Source organism: Streptomyces sp. NPDC001194, assembly GCF_042896985.1.
GTDB lineage: Bacteria > Actinomycetota > Actinomycetes > Streptomycetales > Streptomycetaceae > Streptomyces.
The window spans coordinates 174,624-190,003 of the sequence record NZ_JBIAXU010000012.1 but is presented as its reverse complement, the minus strand read 5'-3'; the positions used below and the strand labels follow the sequence as shown (position 1 = coordinate 190,003).

Sequence of the window (15,380 nt, the reverse complement as noted above, 5' to 3'; positions counted from 1 at the left end):
CGGGTCAGCCGGCGGAGGCCTGTTTGGCGAGTTCCACGTCGGCTTGCGCGGGCCGGACGGTGCCGCCCGGCGCACCGGCGGTGCTGCTGTTGTCGCGCGTGTCCGGGTCGTACGTGGCCGCGGTCGCGGTCGCGGTGTTCCGGACGGTGCTGCCGTCACCGGTGTGGGCCGGGTCCAGCCGGACGGTGAACCGCCAGGTCCGGCTCTCCCCGGGAGCCAGTGCGGCGGCCGGACCGCAGCCCACCGTCCGATCGGTGGTGCCGGTGCCGGTGCCGGTGCCGGTGACCGTGCAGCCGTCGGCCGAGGTGACGAAGGCGAGGGCCGGGATCAGCGGATCGGTGACCTTGACCTCGCGGGCGACGGAGGGCCCCCTGTTGGTGACCGTCACCGTGTACCCGTACGTCTCCCCGGGCGCGACGGGCTTCGTGGTGGACGGCGTCTTGACCGTGACGAGGTCGGCCTGCGGCGGCGCGAGCCCGCCCGGCGGTCCGGCCCCGGCGCTGGTGTTGTTCGCCGGCTGCGGATCGGACACGGCGTGGCGCACGGTGGCCTTGTTGAGCAGGTCGGTTCCGTCACCCTGGTAGGCGGGGTCGAGCCGCACCCGGATCGCCCAGGCGGTGTCCGCGCCCGCGGCGAGGGAGGCCCGCGCCGGGCAGGTGACGGTCTGTCCGGTCGCCGTGCAGTCGGCGGGCGAGAAGACGAACTGCAGGGCCTCGGGCAGTACGTCGACGGCGTCGACCGCGGCGGTGTCGGAGGGCCCCCGGTTGGTGGCGGTGATCCGGTAGTAGAACTCCCGGCCCGCGAAGACGGGCCCGGTGCCGAGCGCCTCCTTGGCGGCGACCACGTCGGCCCGGGCGGTCACCGTGGTCGCGGTCGAGGTCGCCGTGTTGTCGGCCGGGTTGGTGTCGGTGCGGTCGGCGGGGGCGGCCACCGTCGCGGTGTTGCGCAGGGTCGTGGGCTGGGCCGGGGCCGTACCGGTGAGGGTGTAGACGACCGACCCGCCGCGTTTCAGATCGGCCGTGGTGTCGAGGCTGCCGCCGCTGCCGGAGGCCTGGCCGCAGGTGCCGCCCGTACCGGCGGCGCACTTCCAGGTCACGCCGGTCAGGCCGGGGACCGGGTCACGGACCGCCGCGCCCGTGACGTCGTTGGCCGTGCCGTTGGAGACGGTGACGGTGTACGTGACCGGTCCGCCCCCGGCCGGGACGGTGGCGGTGTTCACCGCCTTGCCGACGGTGAGGTCGACCGGCACGTTGATCTTCAGATCGCCGATCTCGTGGATGTTGGTCGCGCTGCCGGTCCCGGCGGCGAACCCGACCTTGAGCGTGCCGGGCAGTTTCGGCTGATCGGTGATGGCGGTGACGTCGTAGTCGCCGATCAGCTTGGTCAAGGTGGTGCCGGGGCCGCTGTCCGACCAGACCGACAGCAGCATCTTGGTCCCGCTGGGCAGGAGGGCGACCCGTACGGTGCGGAACTTCGCCCGGGTGCCCGTCTCCACGGTCGAGCCCGGCCCGTCGACCGCGGTGGCGTAGCGGTACCCCGTGGAACCGTTCCCGCCGCCGCGCAGCACGATCTTGTTCGGCGCCGCGCCGGGCCCGCCGTTGCCGACGCCGGAGGAGGAGAAGTTCCCGAACTCGTCCAGCCCGATGCCGAGGTAGGCGCCGGGTACGCCGGCCTTGGCCGTGCAGAGGGTGCCCGCGACCATCGAGCAGGCGTATCCGAGCGCGCCGCCGGTGCCGCCGACCCCGTTCGCCGCGGAGCCGTCGGTGAGGTAGAAGGACATGCCGTCACCGCGTTTGCCCTCGAAGGCGGTTCCGCCGTAGGTGGCGTACGTGAACTCGGCCACGATGCCGAGACCGGAGGAGAACGAGTCGTTCATCTTCCAGGTGCCCGCCTGGCCGGCGGTGGCCGAGGTCAGACGCATCCAGCCGTCGCCGGTGGAGGCGGCGCTGCCGATCGTGGTGCCGAGGGTGGTGCTGCCGTCGAAGGTCTCGGTCACGGGGAAGGTGAGCGCCCGGGGCGTGCGGCCGCTGACGCTCGCGCGGCCGGAAGAGGCCGCGTCCGCCGCCGCCGGCGGGATCGGCAGCACCAGTCCGGCCGAACACAGCAGTGCGACGGCGGCCCGCCGCCACCAGGCGGTGCGGGACGTTCTCATGCGGATGCGTTCTCCGTCCCCTCGTCCGGCCCGCCGTCGCTCCGGGCCCCGCGGCGGCGGGCGGCGGCCGCGCGCAGGGCGGCTCCGCCGGCGACCAGGCCGCCGGGAGCCTGCAACAGCCAGGCCGGGACCGCGCTGCCGGAGTCGGCGAGGTGCCCGCCGTGACCGTTGTCGTCGCCGTGGCCGCCGCCCTCCTCGTGGCCGTGGCCGTGTCCGCTGCCGTGTCCGCTCTCGCGACCTTCTTCGCGGCCGTTGCCGTTCCCGTTGCCGTGACCGTCCGGGCGGTGGTCTGGCTTGCGCCCGTGGTGGTCCTCCTTGCCGGTCTCCAGGCACAGGGGCCCGCCGCCCGGGCCGGTCGTACCGGGCCTGTTGGCGTTGTCGGCGAGGTCGGGGTCGAAGGTGGCGGAGGTGACGCGGGCGATGTTGTCGAGCGGGACGCAGGTGTGCCCGCCGTCGCCGCCCCGGTCCGCTCCGTCCCTTGCGCCTTGGCCGGCACCCTTGTCCCTCGCCTTGACGGTGATCCGGAACTCCGCCTTCGCACCGGCTTCCAGCCGCTCCCGTGAGGGGCACACCACCAGCCGGTCCTCGCCCTCGGGCACCGCGCAGTCGTCGGGCGAGGAGAGCAGGGTGAGGGAGGGCGGCAGCAAGTCGCTGACCTGCACCGTCCGTGCCGTGGCCGGCCCGTGGTTGTGCACGGTGATCAGGTACACGAACTTCTCGCCCGGCCTGACGGCCTTGCGCCCGGCCGCGAGCAGCGCGGTCTTCTCCAGGGACAGATCGGCGATGCGCGCGCTGGGCGGGATGTCCAGGCCCGTCAGGGAGGTCTTGTTGTTCGCCTCGTCCGGGTCGGCCGTCTGCGCGCCGACGACCGCCTCGTTGACGATGTCCGATCCGTCGCCCCGGTACCCGGCCGCGAGCCGGACGGTGATCACCCACGTGTGCGAGCGGTTCACCGGCAGGACGGCCAGCGTCCCGCAGGTCACGGTCCGGCCCGAGGCGGTGCACCCGTCACGGGAGGAGACGAATTCGAGGGAGGACGGCAGGTGGTCGGTGACCGTCACCTGCCGGGCGTCGGACGGGCCGTGGTTGGTGACCGTCACGGCGTAGTCGAAGGTCTCCCGTACGGCTGCGCCCGCGGCCTCGCCCTTGCCGCGTGCGGCGGGACCGGCCGGGTGCAGCGTCCCGGAGACGGAGAGATCGGCGCCTTCATCCTGGCCGGCCGGTTCCGCCGCGGCCACCGAGGGGCCCACGGGCGGCGCGGCCTCCCGGCCGGCCGCCGCCGCGGCCTGCTCCGGTGCGGCGGGCGGCACGGATGCCGCAGCGGGTGTGGAGGCCGGTGTCGCGGCGGGTGCCGGGGCGGAGGCCGATGCCGGTGCGGGCTCCGGCGCTCGCGCCTCGTCGGCGCCGCCGAGTGCCATGGCCGCAGCGGGTGCCAGGGCCACGAGCCCGCCGGCGACACCGAAGCAGAACACCGTCAGCGTGCACGGACGCATCCGTCTCCCTTTGCTACGAAGACTCGCGGACGGAGCGACCGCGGATCACTTTGACCATCTCTTCATACTTATGACCCGAAGAGTGGCCGACTGTGATCGTTTGCAGCTGACGGGTGATCGAATTCAACCTGTTGGCTCTGCTGCAGGGGTCCCCCGGCCGACGTCAGCCGTCCAGGCGCGCGTGCAGGAAGGCGGTGACCTCCTCGCGGGCCTTCAAGGCCGGGTGGTCCTGCGGGGTTTCGCGGACCTCCAGGGTCAGCACCGCATGGGCCTGGCGGCCGAAGCCGTCGGCGTTGCCGGGGGCCGAGCTGAGCCGGACGACCTTGAAGGCTTCCCCGAGGCGGGCGCTCAGGGTGGAGAACCGTTCCTCCGGAGCCATCCAGTCCTCGCTGAATCGAAGCCCCATGACGCAGAGGCCGTTGTTCCGGGTGCGCTCGACGACGCGCCGCAGTTCGTCCTCGGAGACACCCGCGTCCGCACGCCGGGCGGCGGTCAGCGCGAGCGGGGCCGACGGCTGGCTCATCACGGGGGCCAGGACGACCTCGTCCACCGCGGCGGCCAGGGCGAAACCCCCCGTGAAACAGAGGCCGATGACACCGACCCCCGCGGCGGGCGTACGGGCCGCGAGGTCGCGGGCGAGGGCCCTGAGGTAGTCGGCGACCGGCCGCCGCGCGTTCGTGGCGAAGGCCCGGAACTCCGCGGAGACGCAGACGCGGGCCAGTACGGCCGCCGTCCGGGCCACGGACAGGGGCTTGCCCGGAGTGCCGAACAGCGAGGGCATCACGACGGTGAACCCCTCGTCCACCAGGTGTTCGGCGAGCCCGAGCACCTCGGGGGTGATGCCGGGCAGCTCCGGCAGGAGCACCACGCCCGGCCCTTCGCCCTTCTCGAAGCAGTCGTACGCGAGCCCCTCGGCGGAGAACGGAGCACGGTGCCAGCCGGCGAGGGTGGAAGTCGGTGCGGTGCCTGTCATTGCCCCTGCTCTCGGTCGGGTCCCGGCGTCGGCAGCCGACTGTACGCCGCGTGCGTCAACAGCGAGGAGGCGAGGTCATCCTCCCGGAGCCGTCCCACCTCGTCGGGTGAGCGGGGCGCCCGCCGGATCCGCCGAGGCCCGTGGGCACTGGTCCGGGAAGGGCCCCGGGACCGGTTCCGGGCGGGGGCGGGGCCGGTGAACGGAGCTCCGGACGCACGGAAAGGATCACGTGGGGTGCCACGATTCCCCCGCATACAGCGGGCAGGCAAGGCTGCGAAGCCGTTCACAGGGATGAGAGGTACGAAAGTGGCGCCTCAGGTGGTCGACGAAACGGCTCAGCGTCTCCCCGGCCGGAGGGAACCGGGCGCCGACGCCCCCGGTGCGGCCCCGGCCGCGCCCGCTTCCGTACGCGTACCGGCCCCCGCCGCACCCGCACCGGCCCCGGAGCGCATCGACGCCGAACTCCTGATCGCCGCCTCGGTCCTGCTCGCCGACGCGGCCCTCACGGCCAAGCAGTCCGGCGCGGAGCTGACCGGCGCGATGTTCAGCTGGAGGTTCGCACTGGAGGCGCTGCGGCGCCCCGGCTGGGCCCTCGGCACGGCCGTCTCCTGCGCCCGGGCGCTGACCGGATCCGCCGGGCTCGGCTTCGGGGCGAACGGCGGGGTGGCCGGTGAACTCCTGCGCATGGCGGGCAACATGACCTACCGTCGGCCCGCCAAGGTGGCCATGGCGGTGGACGCCTTCGCCCTGCGGATCAAGGCGGCCGCGACCGACCACCCCAGCCTCGACGCCCCGGCCGCCCGCCGTCTCACCGACGCGATGGTGGCCGGGAACCGGCTGGAGGCGGCGCGGGCCATGTACGCGCTGATCGAACTGGTCGGCGTGACGCGCGCGCTGACCACGGTGAGCCCCGTGATCATGGAGCTGCTGGCCCTGCTCGGCCTGCTCGACGAGAACCCGGTCAACGACGACTTCTCGTGGGTGACGCTCGCGGGGGGCGTGCCGACCACCGACCCGATCCTCGGACTGCCCAGCTCGGTCCTCAAGTTCCTCAACCCCGGGCCCGGCCGCGCCGAGCGCACCGACCCGGACCCGATCCTCGCCAAGGTGCTCGCCGGCTCCCGCAACGACATCGTCAGCTACGTGGGCGACATCGGCGCCCTCGGCAACCACGGCCTCGTGCTGCTGCGCCGCGTCGAGTGCGCCGACGGCGCCGTACGGTACGTACTCCTGCTGCCCGGCACCAGCTTCGGCCTGCTCAGCAACAGCACCCCGCAGGACCTGGTCGGCGCGTTCGACGGGCTGCTGCGCACCGACACGACGTACACCCGCGCCGCGAAGAAGCTGCTGCGGCGCGCCGGGGTGCCCACCGGCTCGGAGCTCATGATCGTCGGACACAGCCTGGGCGGGATGACCGCGATGAACCTCGCGTCCGACGTGGAGGTCTGCGCCGCCTACCGGGTCACCCACGTGATCGCGATCGGCTCCCCGATCGACGGCAAGCGGCCCGCCGACCACACCACCCGGGTGATCAGCCTCGTCAACAAGCACGACGTGATCCCGGGCCTGGACGGGCGCGGACCGGCCTCGCCCCACGACCTTCCCGAGAGCTGGGTCGAACTGGCCTGGCTGGACGAGTCCTACGACTACCCGCTGTCGCACGCCCCGCAGGCGTACTCCGACGCGCTGCGCGGGGAGTTCAGGCACTACCGGGACCAGGTCAACAAGCTGATCGGCGCGTACGACGGCGAAGTCGTCGGCAATCAGCCCTACATGCTGCGCGACAAGTGACCTCACGTGACCCGAATGACCTCACGGGACCCAAGTGACCACAAGGGAGACCGACCGATGACCACTGCCGACAGCCCGGCCACCGCGGCGCGACGTCCCGCCGCGGCCTGGCCCCTGGAGAACGCCGTGTTCAGCGCGGCCATGGTCGCCCAGCGCCTGCCCTGGGTGGACGCCCCGGCCCGCGCCCTCGGGCTGGACATGCTGACCCGGGACGGGGTGACGCGCGGCCTGCTGGCGTTCCTGCGGCGCACCCGCTCGGGCCGACCGGTACAACTGCGCACCCCGTTCGGGCCGTTCCTCCTGCCGCTGGCCGCCGCCGACGCCGCCGGCCTGCTCGCGGCGGCGGACGAGGCGGGGGCGCTCGAGCCCGCGGTCGGCCTCACGGCCGGCGGGCAGCGGTACGGCCTGTCGCCGCACGTGCCGCTGCCCCGCGACGCGGCCGTGCCGGCCGCGGAGCTGGACGCGCTGCCGGCCGAGGACGTGGACCGGGTGATCGCGGCCCGCCGCGGGGACGGCACGCTGGAGTGGGCAGACTGGGAGCGCGGCATGCTGCGGCTGAGCCGGCGCGTGGTGGTCGGAGCCGCGGCGGTCGAGGACACGCTGCTCGGCGAGGTGCTCGCGGGTGCCACCGCGGCCGCCGGCAGCAGGTCGTACGAGGGCCGGGCCGAAGCCCTGCGGCGCCGGCTGGCGCCGTACCTGGCCGACCCGGACCCCGCCTCGCTGACGGGCCGGCTCCTCGCCCACGATTCGGGGCGCGGGGAAGGCGGTCCGCAGGCCGCGGGCCCCGCCGTCGCGCACGCGCTCGCGCTGGTGTCCCGGGCCGCCGCCGAGACCGTGCTCCAGGCGCTGGCCCTGCTCGCCGTGGGCGCCGCGGCGACCCCGGAAACGGCCGTCGCCGAAGCCCTGCGCCGCTGGCCTCCGGTGGCCGCGGCCGTCTACCCCGTACGCGCGGACTTCGTCTGGCAGGACCTGGCGGTCGGGGCGGGCACCGAGATCCTGCGCGTGCCCGGCTGGCTGCGCGGTCTGGACGGCGAGGACCACACGGACCGGGCGCCGGCGGGCACTTCGGCCGCGGCGGGCAACCGGGGGATGCCGCCGCTGTGCGCGGCCCCGACCGGGTGCGCGGCGACGCGGTTCGCCGCGCTCGTGGCCGAGCACGTCGTGCGCGCCGTCACCGGGACGGTACGCCCGCTGTTGATCGCCCCGGAGTTCACCGCGGACCGGCTGCCGGACACGCTCGACCCGAAGACGCTGGTGGTGGCGTTGGAGGACCTCGCCGCCCGGCCGGCCGACGGCCGGGTGACGGTCACCCTGCCGACCGCGGTGCCCGTCTCGGCCTTCGGCTACGCCCCGGCGGCGTACGGGGCCCTGGCGCACGCCAGCGCCGACCGGCTGGAGCGGCACGCGCAGAGCCTCGCCGCCTGCGCCGGGGACGGCGGCTGGAACACCGGCGAGGAGGGCGAGCGGTTCCGCATGGTGCTGCTGGACCATGCCGAGCGGTGCGCCACGGCCTCCGACGGCGTACGGCGGGCAGCGAAGCGGCTGACGGACTGAGGCGGACGGATCCATGCGCACTTCGGCACCTTCACCGCCGGGACCCGGCCGAGCCGCCGTCCTCGCCGGGCTCGGCGCGTACGTGCCCCCGCGCGTCCTCACCAACGCCGAGCTGTGCGGCGGGCGGCCCCTCGGCGACGAGTGGATCCGCGCCCGCATCGGCGTGGCGAACCGGCGCGTCGCGGACGGGGAGGCCACCGTCGACCTCGCGGTCCGGGCGGGCCGGCACGCGCTGACGGCGGCCGGGACGTCCGGGGTCGACGCGGTCGTCCTGGTCACCACGTCCCCGGACCGGCTCGTTCCGGCCGGGGCACCGGAGGTGGCGGCCCGGCTGGGTCTGGGCACGGTTCCCGCGTTCGACATGGCATCGGGCTGCAGCGGGTTCCTGTACGGCCTGGGCGTGGCCTCCTCGGTGATCGCGGCCGGGTCCTTCGACCGGGTCCTGCTGGTCGCCGCGGACGTGTTCACCGCGTTCCTCGACCCGCGGGACTGGCTGATGGCGGCCATCTTCGGAGACGGGGCCGGAGCGGTGGTGCTGAGCGCGGGCGAGGCGGGCACCCCCGGCGTGTTCGGGCCGTTCGACCTGGGGAGCGACGGCGCGGGGGCGGATCTGCTGGAGGTGCCCGGTGGCGGCACACGGGCCAGGAAGCGACAACTGGCCGCTCCGGAGGCGCAGTTCTCGCCGTACTTCCGGATGGACGGGCCCGCCGTGCTCAAGCAGGCCGTCGTCGGGATGTGCGACTCCGTGACGCGGGCGGCGCGGCGGGCCGGGTGGCGGCCCGGCGATCTCGACCTGGTGGTCGCCCACCAGGCCAACCAGCGCATCCTGGACGGGCTCACCGCCGAACTGGGCCTGGCGCCCGAGCAGGTGCTGTCACACATCGAGGCGTACGGGAACACCGGGGCGGCCTCGGTGCCCGTACTGCTGGCCCAGGCGGCCGCCGCCGGGAGGCTGGAGCCGGGCCTGCGGGTGGCGCTCACGGCCTACGGCGCGGGGCTGGCCTGGGGGTCGACCACCCTGGTCTGGCCCGAGGTGCGGCCGGTGGCCGAGGGCGGGTGAGCCCCCGGCCCGACCGCTCCGGGCGGCCTACCAGAACGGCGTGTCGCGCCTGCGCCGTTCCCGGTCGACCAAGGCCTGTACGGCGGCGTGCGATTCGGCGCACAGCAGCCGGGCCGCGGCCGCGCGGGCGGCGTAGGACTCGGGGCGCGGCGGCGCGGGGATGGGCTCTCCGATGGTGACGAGCCACTTCGCGGGCAGCGGGAAGACCGTGGTGATCGGGAAGTAGGGGAGGCCGAAGAGGCGGGCCAGGGCCGGGATCTGGCCGATGCGGGGGCAGGCCTCCTCGGCGCCGATGACGGACACCGGGACGACGGGGGCGCCCGCCCGCACGGCCGTGACCGCGAATCCGTGGCTGAAGGGCCGGAGCTGATAGCGCTTGCGGAAGGGCTTTTCCAGACCGGAAACCCCTTCGGGGAACACCCCGACGAGTTCCCCGGCGGTCAGGTGTTCCATTCCCAGGGTCGGCTCGAGAGGAATGGCGCCCTTCTTCCGGGCGTAGGAACCGAGGACCGGAAAGCGGAAGACGAGCGGCGCGGCGGGAACGTGCAGGGGCCGTCGCAGGCTGCGCGAGAACACCTTCTGGAGAACGAATCCGTCCAGCCCCCACGCGCCCGAATGGTTGGCGACGACGACCGCCGGGCCTTCGGCCGGGATGTTCTCCACCCCGGCCACTTCGAGCCGGAACCAGTCGTCGACGAGCCAGTCCAGGAACCGGTCCCAGGCATCCTCGCCGGCGTCGCCGAGCAGCCGTTGCACGTTCCTGAGCTCGGCTCCGGCGACTTCGATCACATCGGTCATGCTTTCCGACACGAATGATCCCCACTCTCGCATTTCGAATCATCAACAAGCCCTGCGGGGACGGGTTTTGAGTAAATTCCCCGCCGTGGTACCTATTTGAGCACGTGAAAGCCGTGCCTCCGCCGACAACTGCCACCGTAAATGAGAGATACCGTGACCACTTCCGCGCCGGAATCCGTCCTCGACGTCATCAGCGACCTTCTCGTCGAGAAGTTCGAAGTCCCCTCCGAAGAGGTGCGGGGGAGCGCGCCCATGGGCGATCTGCTCATCGATTCCCTCATGATCGTCGAGATGGCCATCGCCGTTCACGAGACGCTCGGCGTCAAGGTCGAGGAGGAGGAGCTCCGCGCCGCCACCCTGGCCGAGCTCGCCGTATCCGTGGAGGAACGGCTGGCGGGCCGTTGACCAGCCGCCCCGAGGCCGTCGTGACCGGGCTCGGCCTGGTCACGGCGGCCGGTTGCGACCGGGACGCCACATGGGCGGCGGTCCGCGCCGGCCGAGCCACGGCCGCCCCCGACCCCCTGCTGCACGGCCTGCCCGTCACCCTCAGCTGCCGCGTGCCCGAGCCGGACCACCCGGTCCTGCGCCGGCGCGGGGCGGCCCGGCTGGACCCGGTCGACCGGTTCGGCCTGGTGGCCGCGGCGCAGGCACTCGAGCAGGCCGGGCTCGATCCGCGGGAGTGGGACGGCAGCCGGGTCGCCGTCGTCACCGGCGGCGGCGTCGGCGGTCTGCGGACCCAGGACCAGGCACTCGCCCGACTCGCCGAGCAGGGACCGGAGTTCGTCTCCCCGTACTTCCTCCCCGGCTACCTGATCAACATGACGTGCGCCAACATCGCACTGACCTTCGGGGTGACCGGGCCCGCCCTCGCCACCTCCACGGCCTGCGCCTCGGGCACCACCGCCCTCGGCCTCGCCCGGGACCTGCTGGCGACCGGCCAGTGCGACATCGCCCTCGTCTGCGGCGCCGAGGCGGCCGTGACCCGGCTGATGGTGACGGGGTTCTCCCAGCTGGGCGCCCTGTCGGACACCGGATCGCGCCCCTTCGACGCCACCCGCGACGGGTTCGTCATCGCGGAGGGTGCGGGAGCGCTGGTCCTGGAGCGCCCCGGGCACGCCGCCGCCCGGGCGGCCCGGCCCCTCGCCCGCCTGATCGGCCACGCCGCCTCCACGGACGCGCACCACCTCGTGGCGCCGCATCCCGAGGGGCGCGGTGCCGAGCAGGCCGTCCGCGCCGCCCTCGCGGACGCCGGGATCGGCCCCGAGGACGTCGGCCACGTCAACGCGCACGGCACCTCGACCCGGCAGAACGACGCCGTCGAGGCCGCCGTCCTGCGCCGCGTCTTCCCCCACCGGCCGCCCGTCACCTCGGCCAAGGGCGCCCTCGGGCACACGCTCGGGGCCTCGGGGGCCGTCGAGGCGGTCCTGACCGTCCTGGCGCTGGCCGAGGGAATCGTTCCGCCCACGGCCGGGCTGGCCGGGACCGCCCCCGGGACGGACATCGACGTCGTCGCCGGAACGGCCAGGCAGCACGCCGCACAGGTCGCCGTCAGCAATTCCTTCGGGTTCGGAGGCCACAACGCGGTGGCGGTGCTCGCCCGGCCCTGACGATGCCCGGGGCGGCGCCGGGGGGCGGCCCCGGGCCCGCCGGGCGACCATGGGGGTGTGGAAGGTGCGCCATGACCGAGCAGACGCCCATCGAGGATCTGATCAGCGGCGCCGCACAGGACGCCGGAGGCTGGCTCGGCTCCCTGCCCGTGGCGCAGCTGGCCACCGGCGCCGACGGGACCATCGTCCGCTGGAACCGTGCGGCACAGGAGCTGCTCGGCTACGCCCCGCCGCAGATCGTCGGCCGCCACATCGCCGACCTCCTCCACCCCGGAGCGGACCGCAGCCTCGGCCGCGCCCTGTGGGAGACCGCCGTCACCGGACGCGGGGTGATGGGCACCGTGACCGCCTGGCACCAGGACGGGCACCCCCTGGAGCTGGAGATCTGGGCCTGCCCGGTGCCCAGCCGGCGGCACGGCACCTCAGCGGTGCTGGTCTTCGCCGCCGACGCCCACGCGGCCCGCCGGATCCGGGGCTCGTCGGCGGTCTGGGACGGACTCTTCGCCCGCTCACCCGTCGGCATCGCCATCCTCGACACGCAGCTGCGGTTCCTCCAGGTCAACCCGGCCCTGGAGGCCATGAACGGCCTCCCCGAGTCCGCCCACATCGGACGGCGCCTCGTCCAGGTCCTGCCCGAGGTGAACGCGGAGGACATGGAGGACGCCATGCGGCAGGTCCTCGCCACCGGGGAGCCGGTGCTGGACCGCCGGCGCTCGGGCCGCACCCCCGCCGAACCCGCCCGCGACCGGGTCTGGGCGTGCTCGTACGTCCGCGTCGAGGACCCGGGCGGCCGGCCGATCGGCGTGATCGCATCCCTGCTCGACATCACCGAGCAGCAGCGCGACCACATCGAGGCCGAAGCCGGCCGCCGCAGGCTCGCGCTGCTGAGCGAGGCCAGCGTCCGCATCGGCGCGAGCCTGGAGCTGGAGCGCACCGCGCAGGAGCTGGCGGAGCTCGCCGTACCGCAGCTCGCCGACGCCGCCACCGTGGACGTACTGGACACCCTCGCGCGCGGTGACGAGCCCGGCCCGGGGCTCGCCGGGGGCGTGGGCCTGCGGCGCCTCGGCAAGGCACCGCTGACCGGCTCCGCGGTGATCGGCATCCTCGCCCCGCTGGGCAGGACCCTCCTCTTCCCGGCCGCCGCCCCCTACACCCAGGCCCTGGCCGCCCGCAGACCCTTCGTGATCGCGCACCTGGACGAGCAGACCGTCGCCTCCGCCGCCCGCCACACGAGCAAGCCCGCCCAGCTCCTGCCCGTCGGCGTGCACTCGTTCATGATGACGCCGCTGGTCGCGCGGGACCTCGTACTGGGCGTCGCGACCTTCTACCGCACCAGCCCCGCCGGGCCGTTCGGACCCGACGACGTCACCCTCGCCGGCGAGCTCGCCGCCCGCGCCGCCATCAGCATCGACAACGCGCGCCTCTACCACCGCGAACACGAGACCGCCGTCATCCTCCAGCGCAGCATGCTGCCCCAGCACATCACCCCGCCGCCCGGCATCGAGGTCGCCCACCGCTACCTGCCCGCCAGCGACGTCAACGAGATCGGCGGCGACTGGTACGACGTCCTGCACCTCCCCGGCGGCAAGGCCGCCCTGCTCATCGGCGACGTCATGGGCCACGGCATCGCGGCCGCGGCGGTCATGGGCCGCCTCTCCGCCAGCGTGCGCGCCCTCGCCCGGCTCGACCTCGCCCCCGAGGCCCTGATGCACCAGCTGGAAGCGACGCTCGACGACCTCGCCGAACCGATGATCGCCACCTTCCTGTACGCCGTGATCGACCCGGAGACCGGCCGCTGCCGCATCACCCGCGCGGGGCACCCGCCACCCGCGACCGTCACCCCCGACGGCACGGTCCGCCTTCTCGACCTGCCGCCCGGAACTCCGCTGGGGGTCGGCGGGACCATCTACTCCTCCACCGAGCTGACCCTGCCCCCGGGCAGCCTCCTCGTCATGTACACCGACGGCCTCGTCGAGGCCCGGGGCAGCGACATCGACGAGCGCCTGGCGGAACTGACCCGGCTGCTCACCGAACCCCCGCGCTCGCTGGACCACTTGTGCGACTCGCTGATCGCGCAACTGGTCCCGGCGTCCGCGGACGACGACATCGCCCTGATCGTCGCCCGGGTGGGCACCGACCCGCACACGCCGCCGCCTCCCTGAGGCGGGGGCGCGCCCGGTCCGCGGGACACCCCCTCGTGGAGGATGGCGGGATGGAGTTCACCGAACTGGAGGAGCGGGCCCGCGCGCTCGCGGCCTCGGGCGCGCGCCGGATCCTCGGCATCACCGGGCCGCCCGGAGCCGGCAAGTCCACCCTCGCCGCCCGCCTCGCGCGGGCCCTCGGGCCCGAACGGGCCGTCGTCGTACCGATGGACGGGTTCCACCTGGCCCAGGCCGAACTGGAGCGGCTGGGACGGGCCGACCGCAAGGGCGCCCCGGACACCTTCGACGCCGCCGGGTACGCGGCGCTGTTGACCCGGCTGCGCACGCCCGCGGCCGCCGCGGTCTACGCCCCGGCCTTCGACCGGTCGTTGGAGGAGCCCGTCGCCGGGAGCATCCCCGTCGGCCCGGCCGTACGCCTGGTGATCACCGAGGGCAACTACCTGCTGCACGAGGCGGGGGAGTGGGCGGCGGTGCGGGCGCTCCTCGACGAGGTCTGGTTCCTCGCGCCCGACGACGCCCTGCGGGTCAGGCGGCTGGTCGACCGCCACGTGCGCCACGGCAAGGAGCCGGCCCACGCCGAGGAGTGGGTGGCGCGCTCGGACGAGGCGAACGCCCGCCTGATCGCCCCCGGCCGGAGCCGGGCCGACCTGGTGGTGGAGTAGGCGGTCCGGGGGTCCGGGGCCGGGCGGGGCCCCGAACCCCCGGACCCTTTTAGGGGCGTACGCGGCGGCCAAGGGGGCGCGCAGCGGATCAGATGCGCCATTTCCCGAAAGATTTCCGTCGACAGCCGTGCACATTCGGGCGTGTTTTCCGATGGGGTGGTGTTGGGGGAGCGGCCGGTCCGACCGGCCGCTGGATGTGGGGGACAGGCATGTCCGTTCCGTTCTCTTCACCGGAAGGCTTCCCGCCGACGTGAACCGTTTCCAGACCTTCACTCCCGTGCTGATACTCGTCGCTTTCGTCGCTTTCGACGCCGTCAGGAGACACCCACGCCTGCCGGGTGCGAGGACCCGGGCGGCGACCGCTCGTGCCGGCGACGACCGGCATCCCTGGAGGAGCGCATGAGTGAGGGCGAGTTCGACCCGTCCGGGGACCGGGCGGTCTCCAGCGAGCTGGCCGGCGTCCTGCCGGTGGAGTTCAGCGCGTTCCACTCCCAGCACCACCGCGCCTACCTGCGCTACGCACACCTGCAGCTGGGCTCCCGCCAGGACGCCGAGGACGTCGTCGACGACGTGTTCACCTTCCTGCTGAAGGTGTGGCGCCAGGCGCTGAAGGAGGCGAGCCTGCACGGCTTCGCCTGGGCGGTGCTGCGCGAACACGTCGCACGCAGGCTGGCGCTCCTCGGCCGGCCGGCCGCCATGGTCGAGACCGCCTGGTTCGCCGCCCTGCGCCGTGCGTCCCGGCACCGGATGGAACTGCTGGAGGCCAAGCTGGGCCTGTACGCGGCGATCGCGTGCCTGCCCGAACGGCACTACGACGTGGTGTTGCTGGCCTTCCTGCTGGGGTACGACAACGGCACCGTCGGCCGGATGATGGGGATCTCCCCCGCGGCGGTCCGTTCGCACATTCGAGGCGCGAGCCGAATCCTGTCCCACAAACTCGGGGCGGACTGGGCGCCTGGAGAGGAGAAGGGCCAGTGAGCGACATGACGGCCGACCACGACACCGAGCCGGGGGAGAGGCTGGCGGCGGCACTGGAGGACGCCGAGGTGCTGGTGGAGGAGTACGCCGGCTACGACGAGGACGCCGCCCGTCGGCGCATCGCCCGGCGCATCGCGGCGGACCGGGCCC

At 74.2% G+C, this 15,380-nt stretch carries 12 protein-coding genes; 8 read left to right on the top strand and 4 right to left on the bottom strand.

Annotation, left to right across the window (positions count from 1 at the left end; all coding sequences use genetic code 11):
- Positions 1-4 precede the first annotated feature (4 nt).
- The 3 genes from ACFY1T_RS23570 to ACFY1T_RS23560 form a co-directional block, all read right to left on the bottom strand.
- On the bottom strand, positions 5-2,152 hold the full coding sequence (locus ACFY1T_RS23570) for a hypothetical protein (protein WP_390789907.1): 2,148 nt from the start codon (positions 2,150-2,152) through the stop codon (positions 5-7).
- Positions 2,149-3,645 (bottom strand): hypothetical protein, encoded by a 1,497-nt coding sequence (locus ACFY1T_RS23565; RefSeq protein ID WP_390789906.1) that lies wholly within the window; start codon positions 3,643-3,645, stop codon positions 2,149-2,151. Before ACFY1T_RS23565 ends, ACFY1T_RS23570 begins: the two co-directional genes overlap by 4 nt.
- Positions 3,646-3,808: 163 nt before the next feature.
- Positions 3,809-4,618 (bottom strand): dienelactone hydrolase family protein, encoded by an 810-nt coding sequence (locus ACFY1T_RS23560; protein WP_390789905.1) that lies wholly within the window; start codon positions 4,616-4,618, stop codon positions 3,809-3,811.
- 306 nt (positions 4,619-4,924) lie between these two features.
- Between ACFY1T_RS23560 and ACFY1T_RS23555 the strand changes: the two genes are divergently transcribed.
- The 3 genes from ACFY1T_RS23555 to ACFY1T_RS23545 are packed head-to-tail and all read left to right on the top strand — an operon-like array spanning position 4,925 to position 9,023.
- A complete protein-coding gene (locus tag ACFY1T_RS23555; RefSeq protein ID WP_390789904.1) occupies positions 4,925-6,409 on the top strand; it encodes a hypothetical protein in 1,485 nt (494 codons plus the stop codon).
- Between the two features lie 57 nt (positions 6,410-6,466).
- Positions 6,467-7,963 carry a hypothetical protein gene (locus ACFY1T_RS23550; protein ID WP_390789903.1) on the top strand — a complete coding sequence of 499 codons (1,497 nt, stop codon included), beginning with the start codon at positions 6,467-6,469 and terminating at the stop codon, positions 7,961-7,963.
- Between the two features lie 13 nt (positions 7,964-7,976).
- Positions 7,977-9,023: a beta-ketoacyl-ACP synthase 3 gene (locus ACFY1T_RS23545; protein WP_390789902.1), complete on the top strand. Its 1,047-nt coding sequence runs from the start codon at positions 7,977-7,979 to the stop codon at positions 9,021-9,023.
- Positions 9,024-9,050: 27 nt separating this feature from the next.
- On the opposite strand, the gene ACFY1T_RS23540 is transcribed toward ACFY1T_RS23545, so the two are convergent.
- Positions 9,051-9,833, bottom strand: a complete 783-nt coding sequence (locus ACFY1T_RS23540) for a lysophospholipid acyltransferase family protein (protein ID WP_390789901.1) — start codon at positions 9,831-9,833, stop codon at positions 9,051-9,053.
- A 141-nt stretch (positions 9,834-9,974) separates the two neighbouring features.
- Between ACFY1T_RS23540 and ACFY1T_RS23535 the strand changes: the two genes are divergently transcribed.
- The 5 genes from ACFY1T_RS23535 (at position 9,975) to ACFY1T_RS23515 (ending at position 15,230) form a co-directional block, all read left to right on the top strand.
- Positions 9,975-10,226 (top strand): acyl carrier protein, encoded by a 252-nt coding sequence (locus tag ACFY1T_RS23535; protein ID WP_390789900.1) that lies wholly within the window; start codon positions 9,975-9,977, stop codon positions 10,224-10,226.
- Positions 10,223-11,428, top strand: coding sequence for a beta-ketoacyl-[acyl-carrier-protein] synthase family protein (locus ACFY1T_RS23530; protein ID WP_390789899.1), 1,206 nt, complete (start codon positions 10,223-10,225; stop codon positions 11,426-11,428). The genes ACFY1T_RS23535 and ACFY1T_RS23530 overlap by 4 nt, the downstream gene beginning before the upstream one ends.
- A gap of 71 nt (positions 11,429-11,499) precedes the next feature.
- Positions 11,500-13,590 (top strand): SpoIIE family protein phosphatase, encoded by a 2,091-nt coding sequence (locus ACFY1T_RS23525; protein ID WP_390789898.1) that lies wholly within the window; start codon positions 11,500-11,502, stop codon positions 13,588-13,590.
- Positions 13,591-13,640: 50 nt separating this feature from the next.
- On the top strand, positions 13,641-14,252 hold the full coding sequence (locus ACFY1T_RS23520; RefSeq protein ID WP_390789897.1) for a nucleoside/nucleotide kinase family protein: 612 nt from the start codon (positions 13,641-13,643) through the stop codon (positions 14,250-14,252).
- 399 nt (positions 14,253-14,651) lie between these two features.
- On the top strand, positions 14,652-15,230 hold the full coding sequence (locus ACFY1T_RS23515) for an RNA polymerase sigma factor (protein ID WP_234435147.1): 579 nt from the start codon (positions 14,652-14,654) through the stop codon (positions 15,228-15,230).
- Positions 15,231-15,380: the final 150 nt, after the last annotated feature.

Coding starts and splice junctions, on each gene's coding strand:
- ACFY1T_RS23550 (WP_390789903.1), top strand. CDS start 6,467: ATGACCACTGCCGACAGCCCGGCCACCGCGGCGCGACGTCCCGCCGCG.
- ACFY1T_RS23545 (WP_390789902.1), top strand. CDS start 7,977: ATGCGCACTTCGGCACCTTCACCGCCGGGACCCGGCCGAGCCGCCGTC.
- ACFY1T_RS23570 (WP_390789907.1), bottom strand. CDS start 2,152: ATGAGAACGTCCCGCACCGCCTGGTGGCGGCGGGCCGCCGTCGCACTG.
- ACFY1T_RS23565 (WP_390789906.1), bottom strand. CDS start 3,645: ATGCGTCCGTGCACGCTGACGGTGTTCTGCTTCGGTGTCGCCGGCGGG.
- ACFY1T_RS23515 (WP_234435147.1), top strand. CDS start 14,652: ATGAGTGAGGGCGAGTTCGACCCGTCCGGGGACCGGGCGGTCTCCAGC.
- ACFY1T_RS23525 (WP_390789898.1), top strand. CDS start 11,500: ATGACCGAGCAGACGCCCATCGAGGATCTGATCAGCGGCGCCGCACAG.
- ACFY1T_RS23560 (WP_390789905.1), bottom strand. CDS start 4,618: ATGACAGGCACCGCACCGACTTCCACCCTCGCCGGCTGGCACCGTGCT.
- ACFY1T_RS23520 (WP_390789897.1), top strand. CDS start 13,641: ATGGAGTTCACCGAACTGGAGGAGCGGGCCCGCGCGCTCGCGGCCTCG.